This window comes from Roseivirga sp. BDSF3-8 (assembly GCF_041449215.1).
Lineage (GTDB): Bacteria > Bacteroidota > Bacteroidia > Cytophagales > Cyclobacteriaceae > JBGNFV01.
On record NZ_JBGNFV010000001.1, the window covers coordinates 3900717 to 3921923 of the forward strand.

Annotated in this window: 5 protein-coding genes; all 5 read right to left on the reverse strand. The window is 41.7% G+C overall.

Annotated features, from left to right (window positions below; genetic code table 11):
- Positions 1-17 precede the first annotated feature (17 nt).
- From AB9P05_RS16270 to AB9P05_RS16290, 5 genes are read right to left on the reverse strand one after another with little or no spacing between them, the layout of a single operon-like run.
- On the reverse strand, positions 18-11171 hold the full coding sequence (locus AB9P05_RS16270) for an amino acid adenylation domain-containing protein (protein WP_371909887.1): 11154 nt from the start codon (positions 11169-11171) through the stop codon (positions 18-20).
- 45 nt (positions 11172-11216) lie between these two features.
- Positions 11217-12188, reverse strand: coding sequence for a TauD/TfdA family dioxygenase (locus tag AB9P05_RS16275; protein ID WP_371909888.1), 972 nt, complete (start codon positions 12186-12188; stop codon positions 11217-11219).
- A 24-nt stretch (positions 12189-12212) separates the two neighbouring features.
- Entirely contained in the window at positions 12213-12569 is a 357-nt protein-coding gene (locus AB9P05_RS16280) for a hypothetical protein (protein ID WP_371909889.1), read from the reverse strand.
- 2 nt (positions 12570-12571) lie between these two features.
- Entirely contained in the window at positions 12572-14914 is a 2343-nt protein-coding gene (locus AB9P05_RS16285; RefSeq protein WP_371909890.1) for a penicillin acylase family protein, read from the reverse strand.
- A gap of 7 nt (positions 14915-14921) precedes the next feature.
- On the reverse strand, positions 14922-21182 hold the full coding sequence (locus AB9P05_RS16290) for an amino acid adenylation domain-containing protein (RefSeq protein ID WP_371909891.1): 6261 nt from the start codon (positions 21180-21182) through the stop codon (positions 14922-14924).
- Positions 21183-21207 lie beyond the last annotated feature (25 nt).

Here is a 21207-nt window from a genome sequence, read left to right on the forward strand (position 1 = left end):
TTTAAATGAGGTTTAGCTTAAAAATCGTCATCAAGCTCCATCATGGCGCCATCTAATACGCTTTGGATAGCCTGTGACTTGTAGACGTCTCTAAGATCTGCTAGTGTAGTTTCCGGCTCCATTGTCATCATGCGGAAGATATCATTGAGTCGTTCTGCCATATTTTCAATGAATTCTGAAGAATAGAGGCTTTTATTATATTCTATACGTGTTTGAAGAGTGTCATCCTGAACGCTAAACACAAAATTTAGGTCAAATTTGCTATGGAAATCCCCCTCATGATACGCGCTGGTAGTTAAGCCTGTATCAGAAAGGATTTTATCCTCTTCCTCAGGATTGTTTATATCCAGATTGAGGAAGTTTACAGAAAGTCTGCTTTCGCTTGCTATATCACATTTATAGCTGTCCTGAAGAAACTCATGCATTAAGGATAATGGGTAGGCCTGATATTGATATGCGCCCCTAACTGTATTTCCTGCATTTTTTATGGCGTTATCAATGGTGCCATTTACATCAAATTTTACCCTCAATAAAACCAGGTCAGCAAAACAGCCTAAGACACGATACAAAGAATCATCAAACCTGCCGGCAAACGGACTGGGAATTGTCAAATCTCCCAGCCCTGAATAAGTGTAAACCATAAGGTTTACAGCAGCGTAACTAAGCGTAAACAGACTAAGCTTATCCTTTTGAGATTTAGCCTGAATGGATTCAAATAATTTTTCGTCAAATGAATGGCGATACCAGCCTGAACCTTGTTCAACCCGGGGCTCATCGTTTTCTACTATCCTGGCAAATTCAGGTTTAGTATTAAACTGGTTTTGCCAATAGGTTTCAAATGGTGTGAAGTAGCCATTTCTTAGTTGCTCTTCCTGCCAGATAGCATAATCGGTGTATTGTAATCCTTTTTCCGGAAATTCTTGAGTGCCTTTTGAATATTCAGCATAGTTTAATAGCAAGTTTTCCTGGATCAACTGTAAACTCCATCCATCTGCAATGGCGTGATGCATGTAATAGATTACTACATGTTTATTGCTATTACATTTAATCAAGGCTAAGCGCATCAATGGCCCATCCTGCAGGTCCAGAGGGTTTTCAAACATTTTATTTGATACCTCCCTGATTGCAGCAGCAGAATCTTCAGCCTGTGATATATCCTTTAATATAAATATTTGCTCATCTGAATATACATTGTTTATCCATTGCCTGATCTCTCCATTTTCATCAGCCTTGAAGGTTGTTTTCAGTGAATCGTGTTGATTAAATAATGTTCTGTAAGCTTTCTTAAAGTTTTCGATATGAAGGTTTCCATTCAATACAAGACTACCGCTCATAGAAAACTCTCTTCCTTTATTCTGAAATATATCAGCCAGAACCACACCTTTCTGTTCCTGACTAAGGGGATAATTATTCTGTAAAGGATAGGATATAATCTCAGGAAGTATGGCTGCATCTGCCTGCTTAACCGATAAGGCTTGTTCCCTTATAGATGTATACAACAGGCTACCTAGAGATATCTCTACGCCAAATTCTTTTCTAATGGACGCTGCTAGTCGTGTAGCCTTCAGGCTATGTCCTCCCATCTCGGCAAATGGGGTGGTTACACTTATTTGCCGGTTGCCTAGTAGGGATTGCCATATATTATGCAGAGCTTCCTCAGCACTGCCGGAAGGAGATACTATATTTTTAACAGCACGTATAGGATCAGGCAGTCTTTTCCTGTCTATTTTACCATTATTATTAATGGGTAGTTCCTCCATTAGCATGAAGGTGTCAGGCACCATATAATCAGGTAATACCCGTTTCAAAGAATTTCTTACCGAGTTCTCATCAAAGTTCTCCGCAACCAAGTAGGCGCACAGAAATTTTTCCCCATTTTCATCCTCTCTGACTACGACAATCAGACTTTTAATCTCCGGTATCTGGCTCAGGAAATATTCAATTTCACTTAACTCGATACGATGACCTCTTATTTTCACCTGATGGTCAACTCTACCTATAAAGGATATAGCATCGTTTTCCTGCCAGCGACCCAAGTCCCCTGATTTATATATTTTTTGACCTGGTTCAAATGGATGGGGTATGAACTTTTGCTCGGTTTTCTCTATATCATTATAATAACCTGATGTCAGTCCGTCACCACCAATGCATATTTCACCTATTACTCCTTGAGGAACCAGTTGAAGGTTTTCGTCAAGAATGTAAACTGTGTTATTGCTCAGGGCGCTGCCAATAGGTATCGTAAGGCTATTCGGTTTAAATTCATTGACAGGATATGAAGTGGTATAAACCGTAGTCTCAGTAGGTCCGTACATATGCTGGATGATTCCACTACCCAGGTGGTTATAAGCGCGGCTTACATGGTCCATACTAACTAATTCACCGCCAAATAAAAGCTTTCGTAATGACTTGAAGGTACTGATATCTGTATCGACAATGACATTAAAAAGTGCAGTAGTAATGAACAGCAGAGTTACGTTATGAGCCTCAATTTTTGCCTTGATACTACTTACAGAGGCTATCTCATCTTCCCTGAGCATTACTAGTTTTGCTCCGTTTAACAGGGTGGCAAAAATATCCCATACTGCCCCATCAAATGCAAAGCTTGACCACTGCAATAAAACATCCTCCTCGCCAACATTAACGAAATTGGTATTGCGGGTAAGGGGGATGATATTACGATGACTTACAACAACGCCCTTGGGACGGCCAGTAGATCCTGATGTATATATTATATAAGCAGTTGAATCTGCTGGTACTGAATATTCAGGATTTATTGCAGAAAAGTTCCCCTGAACATTCTGAAAGCTTCCATACAACGTCTCATTAATAATAAGCTTGCAGTCGCTATCTTCTATTATCAACTGCTTTCTTTCTTCAGGATAATCAATAGCTACCGGTACATATGCAGCACCACATTTCAAAACAGCAAATGCACTAATTATCATATCTGCACTGCGTTTCATTTGGATGCACACCCTTTCACCCGGCCGAACTCCTTTTTCCTTTAGAAACCCTACCAGTTGATTTACTTCATCGTTAAACCTGGAATAGGTTATCTCCCTGTTTTCATCAGTAATGGCAATCCTGTCTGGTGTGTGCTTTACCTGTTCCTCGAAAAGTTCTGTTACAGAAGCAATCGGGAATTCTGTTACGCAGCCACTTAGGAAGTTAAGCTGCTTTTGAGCCTCTTCCTCACTGACCATTTTTAACTTACTTACAGGTTTATCAGACCCTTTAGTTAAACCCTGGAGTAACGCCAGATAGTTGTCCAGTAACCGCCCGATAAAGCTTTCCGGGTATATGTCAGTATTAAATACCAGAGAAAGTGTAAGCCCTTCCGTCTGCTTAACGAATATAAATGACATGTCCATTTGACTGGTACGCATGCCCTTGTCATCCAATCCCGTTATTTCAAGTCCGGTTTCAGAAATGAACCCATCGACGTTACCTCCAATACCTGCCTGCTCTTGGTTTTGGTAAACGACCATAACATCAAATAGCGGAGAGCGACTGCTATCATATTCCACCCAAGGCAAATCAAGCATTTTGACAAATGGATACTCCTGGTTGGTAAATGCATCGAGAATCACTTTACGCTCCTCTGATAGGTTTTCTACAAAAGTGGCTTCACTATTTATTTGGTTTCGAAGAGGTAAAGTATTAAGGTAAGGACCAATCTGATCTTCTGTATCACTATGTGTGCGGCCGCTTATTACGGTGCCAATAATAATATCTTTCTGATTTGAGTAGCGCCAAAGTAGGGTTCTGAGACTTGAGACTATGCCTGTAAACAGCGTTGTGTTATTTTCCAGGCAGAGATTTTCAAGCATATCAGAAGCTTCTGCAGGTATAGTAAGATGTTTAGTCTTTCCATTAAAGGTCTTCTCTTTGGGCCTTCTATGGTCCACAGGAATTTCCAGGGTAGGGAGGGGGCTGGCAAGTTTATTTTCCCAATACGCCGCAGCTTCTTCCTGGTTCTGGCTGTTTTTCCAGACCAGGTAATCCTGGAACTGTATAGGCAATGGAGTAACAGCCGGGTTTTTACCCTGTCGTAATAGCGTGTATGTTTCCATCAGCTCTTTTTCCATCACCTTAATGGACCAGCCGTCAGATACTATATGATGTAGACAATACAGTAAATAGTGATGCTGCTCAGATACTTTTACAATCAATACTCTGATAGGAAGGCCAGAGGCTAAATCAAATGGCTCAACTGTAATCTTGCTGATGTAATCGCCTACCTCTTCCTCGGTAGACACTTTACACTCTTCTAATTTGAACCTGATCTCATCAGTACCTAATACCCGCCTTACAGGTTCACCATATTGGTTTTCTTCAAAAACAGATCTTAATAATTCATGCCTTTCTATAAGGTGAAGAAATCCTGCCTCAAGCATTTCCTTATTTATCTCTCCCTTAAGTTCTAAGCCGCCCGGTACATGGTAGGCCTCACCACCATCTTTTGAGTTAGAGAGCACATATACACGCTCCTGAAACGCACTCAATGGATAGTGAAACTGAGTAGGGGTTTTTGGAATACCAGTTTCAGTAGCTGCCTGGGAAGTGCCGTTTATATAATCAGCCTGGCTTTTAATAGTGCTGTATTCAAATACAAAACGCACATTATGATTAACCCCAATATGTCTCTTAATCAGGCTTAACAGACGTGCAGCATGTAAGCTGTTACCTCCAACCTGGAAGAAATTATCCTCCAGGCCAAACTGCTGCTTTTCGTCTATAACTTGCTGCCATAGCTGGTGTATTTTTTCCTCCAGACTACCTTCTGACAGTTTGAAGTCACGGGCTGGTGCAGGCTGGCTTTCTACATTAACTGTACCTGTAACAGAATTTTGAAGGTTTTCGGCACGTATTTTCAGCTCTTCCTTACTCAGAAATTCATATGAATCCAGACTTCTTTCGGGCTGGGTTATATAAAATTCCAGTTGTTTCAGGTATATATTTAAGAGCCTGTCGATAATTTCCTGACTATATACATCGGTATTATATACGAGTATTAGCTCCAGGCCATATTCCTGATCTACAAAGAAGAATGACATATCCATCTGACTTGTCCGGGATATATCTTCAGGAAGTGGTTGAATTTCCAGGCCGTGTAATTCTGCAAAGGCTTTAACATCCCCTCCAATACCTGCCTTTTGCTGATTCTGATATACAGCCATAATGTCAAAAATCGGCGAGCGCGAAGCATCATAAGACTGTCTGGTCAGTGTTAGCATTTCAGCAAAAGAAACCTGCTGAAAATCAAAAGCTTCAACTACAGATAACTTAACATTTTGAAGAGCATGTATAAAATCCTCCCTATGTGATATAGTGGTCCTTATAGGAAGAGTGTTAAGGAAAGGGCCAATAGTATCCTGAATGTCAGGATGTTCGCGCCCTGCTACAGCCGTTCCTATAATGATGTCTTCCTGGCCGCTATAATGAGAAAGTACGGCCTTAAGAGAGGTCAGAAGACCTGTAAAAAGAGTTGTTCCATTGTTTCTGCATAACTCATTTAAGCCATTTACCCATTTCTCAGGTATAATAGTGTGGGAACTGGCTCCTTTAAATGTTTTTTCTTCCGGCCTTGATGTTTTTACAGGAAGGCTGAATGTTGGAAGAGGACTATTAAGCTTATATTTCCAATAAGCTTTTGCCTGGGATAAATCCTGAGAAGATTTCCAATGTACGTAATCATTAAATTGTACAAGTGAAGCCCCTTCTTCAGGACCTCTGTTTTCAACCAGCCTCAGGTAGTTAGCCATCAGCTCCTTTTCCATAAGTTTCAGTGACCATCCGTCACAAACTATATGGTGAAGGCAGTAAAGCAATATATGCTCTTCCGCTGAAATTTTAAGCAGAAGGGCTCTGATAGGCAGGCCGCTTTTCAGGTCAAAGGGTTCGGATGCATGCTCCTGAATGATCTGTTCAATGGCTTGTTCGTCAGAGACCTCACGAAGCTCCATTGTAAACTGTACTACCTCAGCACTCTTAACCTCCTGATATGGCTCTCCATATTCATTTTCATTGAAGGTAGTACGTAGTATTTCCTGCTCTGTTATTAAATGCCGGAAGGCTTTTTCCAGCAGGTCGGCTCTTAATGCGCCGGAAACACGCATGCCGCCGGGAACATGATAGGCTTGGGAAGCCTCTTCCTGCAGACTTTGCATGATCCATAGCCTTTCCTGGAAGGCACTCAGTGGATATCTTTTCTTTTCCGGGGCTTTTTCTATCGCTTCTGTACCTGCTTCATCCTCTGCCTCTATCTGTATAGCCTGAGATTTGATTGTAGGTTGGTCAAAGATAAAACGTACTCCCTGACGTAATCCTATGTTTCTTTTAATGAGGGATACAAGCCTTGCAGCATGCAGACTATTTCCTCCCATCTCAAAGAAATTATCTTCAATGTCAAATTCGGTATTAGTATCAAGTACCTTATTCCAAAGCTCTGATATTTTAATTTCAAGAGAAGTTTGGGGAGAGCCGCTTTTCTCTTTTTTAGGCCTGGTTTTACGTCCGGCCAACTGCTTTTGATTATTGATAAATGATATCTCGTTATCACTAAGAGTGATCAGATCAGTTGCACTGGCGTTAGGGTTATTTACTATGCCCTGTAGCAAATCCTGGTAGCGACCCAGTATTTGCTCAACAACCATTTCATCGAAGAGCGAAATATCGTAAACTAGGTTTATCTTTAATTTTCCTTCATTCTCAATAAAGAAGAAAGAAAGATCCATCTGGCTTGTTTCTCCTTCTTCCAGGTCGACTTGTTTAAAAGTAAGCCCGGAGGACTCCACTATACCCTCAGCCCCAAAATCTGTCTGCGTCTGGTTTTGCAGTACGGCCATCACGTCAAATAGGGCAGACCTGTTACGGGAGTATGGCACATTGGTCAGATGAAGCATACTTGTGAATGGAAGGTGCTGATACTCAAGCGCAGTATGGACAGTTTCCATTGCATTTGTCAACACTTCACCGAATGGCTGGCCATCTTTTACTTTACCACGTAAAGGGATGGTATTCAGATATGGTCCAACCTGATCCTGTAAGGCGCTGTGTTCACGCCCTGCTACAGCAGTACCTATTAGAATGTCTTCCTGGCCACTCAGCCTTTGTAACAGCATCTGAAGGCTACCAATGAGGCCGCTGAATAGCGTAGTCCCATTTTGAACGCATAATTCTTTAAGCCTACTTGTAATCTCTTCCGATACAGTTAAATGTTTGGAAGAACCCTTAAAAGATTTTTCTGAAGGGCGTGGTCTGCTACCGGCAAGTGTAAGCTCAGGAATCGGGGCAGCCAGTTTTTCTTTCCAAAACTGAAGGGTTGAATGGTCAGCCTGTTCTGCTTTCCAGGCTGCATAATCCTTATATTGAATTTCCAGTGGCTCAAGCCCTTTGTCATTAAACGGGACCAGTCTTGTATAAGAGCTTATAAGGTCACGTTCCAGGATCTTTAATGACCACCCGTCTGCAACTATATGGTGGATAGTATAAATCAGTTCAAACCTGTCTTCTCCATACTGGACAAGAAGAGCCCTTATGGGTAAGCTTGTATTAAGGTCAATAGCTGTATGTAGCGTTTCTTTTACAGCAAGGTCGCGCTCCTTATCCGCAGGTTTTTTTAGTACTTCTAATGTAAAGGAAGTTTCTTCCGTTGGAATAATGCTATACTCTGCTTCACCATATTCGTTTTCTTCAAACCTGGCCCGCAGGAGGTGATGACGGTCAAGAACTGCTTTAAATGCTTCTTCTAATTTCGGTACATCCAACTTTCCGGAAATACTGATGCCTCCGGAAAGTAAGTATGCCTCATTTCCTCCGCTTGCCTGTGCCAGCACCCACATGCGTTCCTGAAACCCGGTTAGCTGATAACTATTCCGGTCAGGAGCTACAGGAATAGGTAGTTCAATAGTATTATCTGTTTGTGATAGCTTCCTTGCCTGGGCTTCTACCGTATTGTTTTCCAATACAAACCGTATTCCTTCACCTACTCCTATTTGTTGTTTTAGCAGAGAGAGAAGACGTGCAGCCTGCAGGCTGTTACCACCTGCCTCATAAAAGCTATCGGTAATTCCGAAAGAAGCTGCCTCTCCCAGTACTTCCTTCCAGATACCAAATATTTTCTTTTCAAGATCATTACCAGGAAGGATAAGTTCTTCAGGTTGATCGTCCTGATTTCCCTCACTCCACGTCAGTGCCGCCCTGTTTACTTTCCCATTTGGTGTAAGCGGAAACTCCTCCATAAACTGGAAGTGGTCTGGAGTCATGTAAGGAGGTAAAAACTGCTGGATGAAACTCTTAATTTCTTTAACATCAATTTCATCCGGCGTTTTAATCCAAGCTATCAGTTGTGGCCCCTTCTTATCAGAAGGAATCACCATTGCAATCGCTTTTTCCACTTGAGCGTGCAGCTCCAGTGCTTTTTCGATTTCGCCCAGCTCAATTCTGAAACCACGTAATTTTACCTGATGGTCCTTACGTCCTACGTAATGTATCTGACCCCTATTGTCCCATCTGGCAAGGTCACCTGTCATATACATCTTCTCTCCCGGGCAGAATGGATCCGGCAGATATCGTTCTTCAGTAAGCTCCGGTTTATTGCGGTACCCCATTGTGAGGCCTGCACCGGCAATGAATATTTCCCCATTTACCCCAACCGGTACCAGCTTATGGTTATTATCAAGAATATATACTCTTGTATTTGCTATTGGCTTTCCTACGGGTATGTCCTGATCCTTATCGGTAAACCGGTAATTTGTACTATATGTGGTGGTTTCTGAAGGGCCATAGAGGTTTCTAACCTCTATCTGGTTGTAATTCAATACTTCTCTAAACCTTGGAGGTACCGCCTCCCCAGCCATATTCAAAACATTTACATGGCTCCATGGGAATTCCGGCTCACCCAGAAGATGCTGAACTACAGAGGGTACAGTATTAATGAGAACATTTCTGTCATGATATATATAGTCCTGAATATGTATACCAGACTGTATAATGCGGATAGTTTTACCTGCAGCCCACGTATAGAAGAATTCAAAAATGCTTAGATCAAAGCAATGTGAAGTACCTGCATAGACAAGGTCATAAGAAGCCTGGTCAAACTCTTCTCTGGCCCACTGAATAAAGGATGAAGCGTTACGATGCGAAATCATGACTCCTTTTGGCTTTCCTGTAGAGCCTGAGGTATAAATGACGTAGGCTAATTCGTCAATTCCTGCACATGGTAACTCAGTTTGGAGATTGCCTTTTTGTTCAAGGTCATAGTTTTCAAGCCATTCATCTGTGATGACCAGATCACACCCGCTGTTTTCCAGGATGTATCTTGTTCGCTCTTCCGGGTAGGCCAAGTCTAATGGAAGGTAGGCAGCTCCACTGTACCATACGGAAAGTAATGTTAAGGGCAGGCGCTCTGTGCGGGAAACCTGTACTCCGATAACCTTTCCTTTGCCAGCCTGATGCCTGTCTTTTAAAAATGCAGAAAGTGTCTTAACCTCTTCCCAAAGCTCTCTGTAAGTCAGCTTCCTGTTGTCACTGATTATGGCAGTCTTATCTGCATTTTGAGCTACAGATTCACTGATGAGGTCTACAGGTGTCTTCGTCAGGTCATAGGGACGCTCTGTGTGGTTAAAGTCACCAAGTAGTTGGTTTATTTCTGTACCTGTTAAAAATTCAATTGAATCCAGAGAGGCCATAGGAGCCTCCATTGCACTTGACAGCATAGTATCCAGATGTCGCGCGAATCGCTGGATAAACGGCTCGTCATACAGGTCAGTATTGTACTCTATGGTCAGGTTCAGGCCCTGTGAGTGGGCATGGAAGGAGAATGTTATGTCAAACTGAGCAGTAGTTCTTTGGTCATTCTCAAATGGTTCAAGCTGTAGCGACTTTAGGGCATTAGTATTAGCCTCATATTCATTGAATATGACCATTATATCAAAGATGGCAGATCGGCTATGGTCCGGCACTTGACTAAGCATTTCCACCAGACTGGCAAAGGGTACCTCCTGGAAATTTAATGCTTCCTGTAATGTGTTCTGTTGCAAGGCAACAAATGATTCGAAGGTCTGGCTGCCATCTACCGAACTACGAAGAGGAAGCGTATTGAGGAAAAGGCCGATTAAGTTCTGCCACTCTTCTTTTTCACGACCAGCCACTACAGTCCCCAGGATGAGATCCTCTTTACCTGTATAGCGATACATCAGGGATTTTATAGCTGCTATCAGAACCGGGAAGGGAGAACTCTGATTCTCTGCAGCGAATGCTTTAATTGACGAATAGAGAGAAGAATTTATGGTATAATGGACCTTATTACCATTATATGTTTTAAACCGTGGCCTTCTCAAATCTGATTTAAGATCAGCAACAGGCAATTCACCGGCTAGCTTTTGCTTCCAATACTCTACAGATTTCTTATAAGAAGAGGTAGTAGTATTTCCTTTTTGCCAGACTGCGTAATCCTTATACTGATGACTTAATGTTGGTAAAGATGGAATGCTCCCTTCATAATATGCCTGGTAGCATATTAATAGCTCTTCTTTAAATATATCAAGCGATATACCGTCTGCAATAATGTGATGTAATGTTATAAGAAGAATATACTCTTCTTCATTTACCAGCAGCAACGTACTTCTCAGTAAAGGAGCAACATTTAATTGAAACGGCTTCATGCTTTCCGTTTCAATCATCATACGTAATTCTTCTTCTGAATAGCTTCGTGCATCCTTGAATTCCAATTGAAGATTTTCATCTTCTATCTTCTGTCTTGGCTCACCGGAAGCATTTTCAGGAAAGGCTGTATGCAGGATTTCATGCCTGCCCACTATGTATTTAAGCGCCTGAGAAAGTACTTCTTTATCAACACCATTCTTCAGCTTCAAAACCACAGGCATATGATATGCCTTAGACCCAACTTCATCCTGACTTAATGCCCAAATACTCTCCTGGGCCATGCTTAAGGGGTAATCTTCCGCTTCAGGAGCAAGGGGAACAGACGTAACTTCTTCATCAACAGAAAGAGCAGACAACAATTCGGCTTTATGTTGTCTTATTTCCTGTACAAGTTCTGGTGTAAGGACACCTTTAGCGGCTTTTACCTTTAGATCACCTCTCTGAACACTTAAAAAGATTCCGGCCTGCTTAAGTTTTTTTACTAGCTGAAGAATATTCATGAAGTTATTTGCTGGTCTTAGCTTATCTGTGATGATTAGATATAATTAATTAGACATTGCGACTAGTGTGCGCCTTTTTCCGGTAAAGGGTCTTCGACCGTGCCCTACCATAATGTTATCCAGTAATAGCAGGTCACCTTTCTGCCACGGAAAAGTCACAATACAGTCATCTATTACTTTCCTGATTGTATCCAGGTATTCAAGTGGAATGTCTGTCCCATCTCCAAATTGTGCATACAAAGGAAACTGGCTTGTGTCACCGCCATATAAGGTGAGCATGGCCTGGTACATTTCCACGCCGTTACTGCTTGGATGAAACTCGTCGGCCTGATTGAACCATACTTTACAACCATGCACCGGATGCGTTATAACTGCATCTTTCACATCTCTAATCCAAAGGTTGTCCGTTCCGTCAGTCCATCGAAATTCCATGCCTGCATTTCGCATCATATCTTCAGCTTCTGCCGGATCGGTAGTTTCAAAAGTGTCCATCCATGAGACACCTACACCGTTGCCCCCATGAAGATTACGGATGTATGCTACACCTTTCTGTTCAAACTCATTCCTGATATATTCAGGCAGGTTTTCATAGATCATTCTACTATTGGCAAGAGGGGTTTCGCCACCAGTCTCTGCAGGTAAAATACTGCAGAAATAAATTTTAGCCGGCCATGAAGAGGTATAAGACAATTCATTATGGATAGCGATAGTACGGTCGGCAGGAAACTCTGTGGATGTATAAACACCTTTTAAAACTTTGGACCTGGGCGAGTTGCCTGATGCATAATTGAGCTGACTGCCTTTGGATGCTATTTCAGAGAATTGAGCAAAGTCATCATCTTGCCGGATGTAGGTATCTCTCAATAATAATCCGCCATACTGATTTAAAAGATCTTGCAAGGTTTCCTGATTTTCCTCATACCACTGAAGAAATGTATTCAGGTCTTTAACACCCATTTCTTCCAAATCGAGAGAATGAGGAAGGTTTTCTTTTGTGGGCTGAGGAATCATATTCATAATATTTTAGTGTTTTTATGAGGTTTATACCTTAGCTGGTTTCGCCCATAGGCGAATAAGAAATGCAGGCATAAGCAGACATATAGCTATTGTCAGCATATTTATTAGCCCTGCTATAGAAAGTATAAGTGTCTCACTGATAGTAGTATTTCTGGATAAGAGGTCCAGGTTGCTGCTTCCTGCATAAAAGACAGATATTACAATAGTAGTAATTAAAGCCAGTGTCAGAACGGTAGGTACCAGCGGCAATACATTGGCCTTCCACCAGAAGGGCAGACTAAATCCTACCAGGATAAATAGTGAAATCTGTACCAGTGGGTCAACCAGTAGTAGCCCGACTAATATTATTAATAGTAAAAGGAACGCTTTAATCCATTTCATCGCTAGTTCTTTTTAAAGTGAATGGTTTGAGCTACTTGGTTTACCTGTTCAGGCTGCTCAGGAGATTGAGTAAGGTGGGGTTGATTACTAACCCAGTCAGGTAGTTGCTGCAAATATCGAGGTGAATTTACTCTTCCGCTTTGCCCACCGGCAGTAATCATCCAAGACTCTATACCGGTACTGTCCAGTGCTACCACAGTTCTTATTACTGAGAAGGCACCATAGTTAACGTTAACCGTATTCTCACTTCCACCCATACCATTTACAGGTATAGAAAATCCGGGAAGACTTGTTAAGTGGCCTACTTCAAATGAGAAGGGGTTTCCAGTAGGGGTATTACCAGATTGGCTTATAATCAATGAATCAGTACGCTCTGCTATATCACCGAATAGCTTATCTGTTTTTACTATTTCACCGTTCAGTTTTATTTCTTCTTCAGTCAATAAGAAGTGGATAAACTGATCCAGGGTAGGGGCCATTTTCACATCCAGCTTTTCAGCAATTTTTGTGCGGCTTTCATTAATACTTTGCCTCAAGGCCTTGTACATAAAGCGCATGTCATCCTCAGGGCTTAAAGTCCCATCCCATTCCATAAATTGCTTCCAATTATCGGACAGTTTATTTTCTGATAGGTGCTTCTTAGCAATCCCCTGTATGTCAGCAACCATAAGGTCCACGACATCAGATTGAAGGTCAGTCATATCCTTTGCCTGGAAATCATTCTTTTCAGATAGTAGGTTATCTATACGGCGGGGGCGGTAAAGGTCATCATACCATTGAGATGAATAGTAATCGCCATCCCGCTCAGGCTCCTGGTTAGCAGAAAATATGTAATTCTGGGCGGGGTTATAGGCCATAGGCAAAGAATCAAAAGGCAGGTATTCGCCTGTCATTTTTTTGGTGCCGTCAAGCAACCCTCCCGCATATCCTTCGGGCTTTACAGGCATTTTTCCTGCACTTATTATACCTATATTCCCTTTTCTGTCTGCATAGGCAAAGTTTTGTGAAGGGTGGTCATAACCCTTCAATGCAGATTTGAATTGGTTCCAGTCAGAAGCCTGCATAATATCCCAAAAGGTTTGGGTTGCATGGGTACCCTTTTGCGGGTGCCAGTACACAGCATATGTGAGGTCTTTATCTTTGACTACTTTTCCTAGTTTAGAATACTCTACCGTAATCTCATAAGGAGGTTGCCCTTTACTGTTCAGTGTATATTTTTTAGATTCCGTTTTCAGCCATTCTCCTTCATAAAAGTATGTTCCAGGCTTGGTAGAGTCTGTTTTCAGTACGTATAATTCCGTTACATCCCAACCTCCGTTGGTTATGCCCCAGGCTATGTTACTATTATGACCACTTACAACAATCGGACTTCCCGGGATAGTATATCCATATGCCTGAAGCTTTGGGGAAGATAGTTGTACTTCATACATAATTACAGGTGCTGTCAGCGCCAGATGCGGATCATTACAAAGTATTGCCTGATTTTTGGCTGATTTTTGAGGGGCAATAGCCCAATTGTTGCTACCAAGGCTTTTATTGGACGGAGTAGTATTATATGTATTCGCTTTTCCTTTCCGGAATATCCCGGCTACGGGCATTTCTTTTATCTCTGAAGACGCTAATACTTTTTCACTTTCCGGAATGATAAAACGTTGGTTTTCAGGTTTTGTCGGATATAGTATTTTGCGGATATCTTCCGGCACCTTATCTAGTAATTCCTGCTTATCAACGTAATCAGTATAATACGTAAGCTGAGCGCTTAGATACCACTGGATGAGGAATGTGTATGAAGGCTCCCACTGATTAGGTTCATAGTCCCACAAAAGGTACAGCGGGTCTCTTTCAGATGATTTCTCCTGTTCTACATAAGCATTTATACCATCTGCATATGCCCCCAGGTAGGCATGCAGCTCAGGGTTAGTGCTAGCAAGGTTAGAATAGGTTTCTTTTGCTTTTTCCTCAAAGAGAAACGCCCGCCATTCGCTATCTGAACCAAGGCCTGGATCACCTATGATTTCTGCTAGTCTACCCATAGCTATATGGGAAATCATTTCCATTTGAAAATACCTGTCACGGGCGTGCATATATCCAAGTGCATAACCCAATGATTTCTCATCCTTGGCAAATATATGCGGAATGCCTATGCTGTCCACCTTGACAGTAGCCTCTGAAGGTAAGCCGCTAATTTCAGAATCTGTTGTTTTTAGAGGTTCAAGAGTTAATAAACCGTTGTTATAGCTGGAGATTTCAGCAGGGGAGTTAAGTCCCTCATATGGGCTGGTCAGGAAATATATCCAGCCCGCTAAAATCAACAGGATCACTATAGTTTTGCCTATTTTTTTCATGGATCCTTTAGATTATAATTTCATCAATTAGTTCTCCTTCATCTTCCTCATCATGCGGTTGCCTTTGCAACCACAATAGGTCGTCAATAATGGGTGCCAGTTCTTTTATCAGAGGTGAATGAAAAAGAGTCTTTATCTCTATATTCAGACCAAATAATTTTCTTATTTCGGCGCGCATCCGAACCAGTAGAATGCTATTTCCTCCATGGTCAAAGAAGTTACTGTCCGTACCCAGCGGAGACTTACCGAGTATTTGCTCCCAGATATTTACAAGAATATTTTCAGTTTCAGTGCCGGGTTCAACTATATGGTGATTTTTATCATTCGATAAATCCACCATATTTATTAGCATAGGTTTGTTAATTTTCCCATTACCATTCAAAGGAATTGCATCTATCCGATTGATATGGTTAGGTACCATATGGTCAGGTAGAGATTCTGAAAGGAATTTCCTGATATCTTCAGACGACACATGTGAATCCTTACCTAAAGTAACAAATGCAAGCAGGAGAGTATTACCGTTATTGTTATGACATATAACTACTGCCTGGTTAACCCCTTCTATACTTTCAATCTGTCGACTGATTTCATCAAGCTCTACCCGCATCCCCCTTATCTTCACCTGCTCATCCGCTCTTCCGTGAAAAATGTAAGTGCCATCGGGTTGGGAAGAGGCCAGGTCACCAGTTTTATAAAGCTTACTTTCTGGCTTATAAGGGTGCTTTATAAACTGTTGTTTAGTTTGTTCAGGTTTATTAAGATAACCGCTGGCCAGGCTATAACCGCCGATATATAATTCTCCCGGTACCCCATGCGGAACTGGCATGTCAAAGCGATCGAAGAGATATGCTGAAGTATTAGGCATCGGTTTTCCGATAGCGTTATATCTCATCTCTCTCACATTTTCATACACGAGTGCATCAATTGTGATTTCTGTAGGGCCATAGTGGTTGTTCAGCCTTACTTCCGGAAGATTTTCTCTTACAAGTTCTACCAGGCTTTGCGTAAGTGACTCACCGCCTGAGCATATGATTTTCAAAGATTCACCCAGCCCTTCAAAAGAATGCTGTGGGAGGTACCTGAACATTGCTTCAAGAAACGTAGGTGTTCCTTGCAAAATATTAGTATTACAGGTTATTAGCTTATCTACCAGCTCCTCATGTTGTAAGAGGTCAGATAACTCAGGTACCAGTAATGTGCCTGCAGTGTATGCTGGCAGAAAAAGCTCCAGCAAACTAACGTCAAAGCTGTAATTTGTAATTAGACAGGTATTAATTAGGTCTTGCAGGTTCAGAAGCCGAACTTCAACCTGTAATTTGTCTGATAGAGCTGCGTGACTAACCGGTACTCCTTTAGGTTTACCTGTTGTTCCGCTGGTATATAAAATATATGCTACATCTTCAGGACCAGGGTGAGAGTTTTTAGCTATTAATGTACACGCTTTAATACTATGAAGATCTTCATCACCAATGGTCAGGTGACATCCGGCGTCTTCTGTAATTACCTTCCTCCGTAACTCAGGATAATCCTTATTAATAGGAACATACACGCCTCCTGCCATCCAGATACCATAAACGAGGGCTGGCAGGTAATATCTGTCAGCAATACTAACCGCGATAGTGTCACCTGGCTTTGTATGGTTTTTTTGCAGGTATGCGCAACATTTCTCTGAAAGGTCCACCAAGTCTTTGTAAGACAGTGAGGCTCCACTTCCCTGAACTGCAACATTATCAGGGAACTCTGAAGCAGATGACAGCATGGAGTCCAGCGTCGTGTGGGTATTATCAGTAGGCCATTCAACCAAGCCACCTGCCTGGAATGCCTCTCTTTCAGATGCTGTAAAATAATCAAGATCCTTTACAGGGGTCTCCGGGAATTGAAGCAGGGAGTTGATGAGCTGATTAAAATGACTTATAATTTGTCTGATAAACCACTCTTCAAAAATCTCCGTGTTATATTCCACACTAAGCGACATGGCATCTCCTTTCTGCAGAAATGAGAATACTATATCAAACTGGCTGGTATCCTTGGGAAGACCTGTAAAGTTTTCGATGGATAAACCATTGATTGTTCTGTTAGAAGCGCTGCCACCCGTATGGTCCATTTCTGCCTGATTATGTAAAACAATCATGACATCAAACAGCGGTGACCTGCTCGGATCTATTTTATAATCAATATCATAAATGAGCTGGTCAATAGGGTAAGAGTCGTGTTCAAATGCGGAGACGACCTCTTTCTTCTGAATCTTTATGAGCTCATTGAAACATGCTCCTACAGGAATTTCTGTTCTTACCGGTAATATGTTTAAGAACAGACCAACAAGGTTCTGCGTTTCTTCTAATTTTCTGTTGGCTACGGGTGTGCCAATAACAATATCATTCTGCCTGGAGTACCTGGAAAGGAGAGTGTTTAGCGCGGCAAACAATCCCATAAATAATGTGGCATCATTATGCTCACAATAGCTTTTCAAGCTGTCTATTTTTTCCGCAGGAATTATTTCAACTATTTCTTTACCCTTATAGCCTTTAACAGAAGGGCGGGGATGTTGCACCGGTAATTCCAGTACAGGCACGCCATTACTAAAGCGGTTTTTCCAGTATTCCCCACTTACTTCGTTCAGTCCGGAGTTGGTGTCCCATACAACATAATCCTTATACTGAATTTTAGGTGCAGGGAGTAGGGTGGCTCTATCGTTTTCAAACTGATTATACAACTGTATAAAATCATTGAAAAGAATTTCCATTGACCAGCCATCACCTATTATATGATGAAGCACATATACAAGTAAATACTCCTCTGTACTCTTGCGTATGAGCACTACCCTGAAAAGAGGGCCCTCTGTTAGGCTAAAGGGTGTTTGGATAGCTGCTTTTAATAATGTCTTTAATTCATCATCATTACCGGCCGCCTCTGAACTGAACACCTTTTCGTCAAAAATGTGTAAGGGCTTAATCTCCTGCCTGGGTTCTCCGTCTTCTTTTTCAGAGAATACTGTTCGTAAAGATTCATGCCTTTTTAGAAGACCGGTAATTGCCTGTTTTATCTTTTCCTGATCGAGCTGACCTTTCAGACGCAAGGCTCCTGAAATATGATATGCATCTGATGCTTCTTCTAGTTGACTGAGCACCCAAAGTCTTTGTTGTGCCCGGGTAAGGGGATAGTCAGGCATATCCTGTATGGCCTGAATTTGAACTTTCTCGGCAGGCCTGCTTCTCTTTATTAACTTAACCTGACTTGCAATAGTAGGATTTTCAAATATATCCTTATATGCAATTTCACATCCATAAGCGGCTTTGAGCTTGTTTAATAGTTGAAGAGCGGTAAGGCTATGACCTCCAATCTGGAAAAATGAAATGCTGTTATTTGTTACTTCCTGATTTAAAATGCTTTTCCAGATAGCAGCAATCTTAGTTTCCTGTTCTGAGAGAGGGCTCTGACTATCAGAAGGCTCTTCAGTTTGGATAACGGGTATATCCAATCTCTTCTTATCCACTTTGCCATTAGGCAATAGAGGAAACTCCTGAACATGTACCCATACGGACGGAATCATGTAAGCAGGCAGCTTAGCTTCAAGTAGTTGCTGCCAATCAGCAGCAGAATGTGTTTCAGATGTGGTAGAGATATACCAGCATCCTAGTACAGGCATACCAGCAGACTCTTTAACATCTATAATTACGTCTTTAATAAGGCCGGTTTGGCGTACTGCCAGCTCTACTTCTTTAGCTTCTATGCGATATCCTCTGAGGCTCAATTGGTCATCGATACGACCCAAAAACTCTACAGTTCCGTCATCTGACATTTTAGCCATGTCACCGGTGCGGTATAGTTTTTCGCCTGCTCTCCAAGGATGTTTAATGAATTTTTCGGTTGTAACCTCAGGTAGGTTTACATATTCTATAGCGAGGCCTTTACCTCCTATATGTAATTCGCCTGCTGTATTAAAGGGAACTATATTCCCGTTATTATCCAGAATAATAAGCTCCCTGTTGGCAATTGCCTTTCCAATGGGGATGTGTCTTTGTTCGGCAAAGACTTCCTGGTAACTGGCACATACTGTGCTTTCTGTGGGGCCATATGTATTGAATATTCTGATTGAATCAGAATATCCTGTCAGGTATTCAGGCTTTAGAACATCTCCTCCACTTATCAGAATTCGCAAAGAGCTAGAACGTGCAGGCGATTCAGACAGGTAGTTTATCGCCTGGGGGTTCGTACTTAGTATAGTGATGTTTTTCTCTTCAACTAAAGAAGCGAGGGCATCAAGGTCCCGTCTGTCTTCTAATATATGAAGCTCCCCGCCACTAAAGAGTATAGGGAATATTTCTTCTACAGAGGTGTCAAAGCTTATAGCACTTTGCTGTACAATTTTATCGGATTCACTAAGGTCAAAATAATCTAAAAATGTCCAGACATAATCTAATAGTGAACTGGTGGAGATTAAAACGCCTTTTGGTTTTCCTGTGGAGCCGGAGGTATATATAATGTATGAAGGAATCTCAATACCAACCTCCGGTATGTGCAGTTCGTCAGTGACATCCTGGCACACAATGTTCACCAATTTAATATCACCTGTAAACGGGACAGAAACCGAGGGAGACTTTAAAAGTACTTTACTCCCACTATCCTCCCACATATGTGTGAGCCGTGAAACAGGGTATTCGGGATCAAGAGGCACGTAGGTAAAGCCACCTAATAAACAGGCGAGCATGGAGGCAGGTAAATCCCGGTCTCTGGAAGGCATAATGCCTATGCGGTCACCTGGTTTCACTCCTTCATTTAAAAGCTTTTTTAATAAAGAACAGGCATAATCATTTAGTTCATGGTAAGTAACTGACCCCATCTTGTCTGAGACAGCAATCCGCTCGCCATGATGTGAAATCACCTTCTTCCATTGCTGAAAAAAGGGTGCAGAAGGCCAGGCTTTAGTAGCCCCACGGCCACTCTGCAATAGTATTTCTAATTCCTTTTCAGGTATTACGGAGATTTCTTCAATCTTTTGTGAAGAAACTTCCGGAAGATTGGTGAATAAGTGAAGGAGGTGCCCTTTTATTGCATCAATTTCTTCACCTGTAAAATATGATTTATTATATACCAGCCTTATGTCAAACCCATTTCCATGATATTCTCTCATATATAAGGACAATGGATCTTCTTCATACATATTTGACATGGCATAGGCCTCTGTGTTCAGGCCTTCCATATCTGAGGTAAATTCAAAGCTTTCATAGCTTATCCTTACATCATACAAGTGTTTTCTGCCGGACTTTCCGCCAATCTCTTTTAAAAGGTTGCCATACTGATAACGCTGATGCCTAAGCACCTCTCGCATTTTCCCTTTCACTTCAGTCAGCAACTCATCAAATGACTGTTTGCCATCAAAATCAAACTTAACTGCCAGGAGGTTCATAAAAACTCCTGAGATTTTTCTGTAGACTTTGCGGGAACGGTTCAATACAGGCATTCCGATAGTGATATCATCATGTCCTGAACGTTTGCCAAAATAGACAAGCAGTGTGCTTAGCACCAACTGGTATAGTGATACTTTATGAGAGTCTGCAAATTTTTGCAGTCTTTCAGATAGTGCTACATCCAGATATAGGGTGCTCGCGTCTGCTACATCATCATTGCTGGTTTTATAAAGAGGCCGGAAAAGCTGAGGGGATATAGTACTGAATTCATTCAGCCAGTATTCCTTATCCTTTAGGCTGGATTCTGAATTATAATATTCTCTGTCATCCCTAGCATATTCACTATATGGCAGGGGAGCCTCTTTTGGCTCTACTCCGTTTTTTATACGGCTATAGTTCTCAGCTATACCATTAAACAGTAGCATAAATGACCACCCGTCTGCAATCAAATGATGCACATTAGCAAACCAGTAGCTGGTTTCTTCGCTTATCTGGATTAGGCAAAATTTAAAAAGAGGCCCGGATTTAATATCAAAGGGTTTTGAAAACTCTCTTTCCATCCAGGAAAGGGCATCTTTACTGGCATTTTCTCTTTCGGAATAATCGAGGGTTTCCATATCATAGGCATTGCAACTATCACTATTAATAATTGCCTCAAATTCGCCATCGGACTCCCTGAATAGGGTTGAAAATACTTCCTGGGAAGAGATAAAGTCTTTAACTGCCTGCTTATAAATCGTTACACTTACACCGCCATTCAAAATAGCATACCCACCAATGTTATACTTGGCAGAATTGGGAGACACCATCTGGTCCATCAGAATTAGTTTCTGCGATACTGTTGGCGTATATTTTTGCATATTGATATCTATAGCTGAATATTGT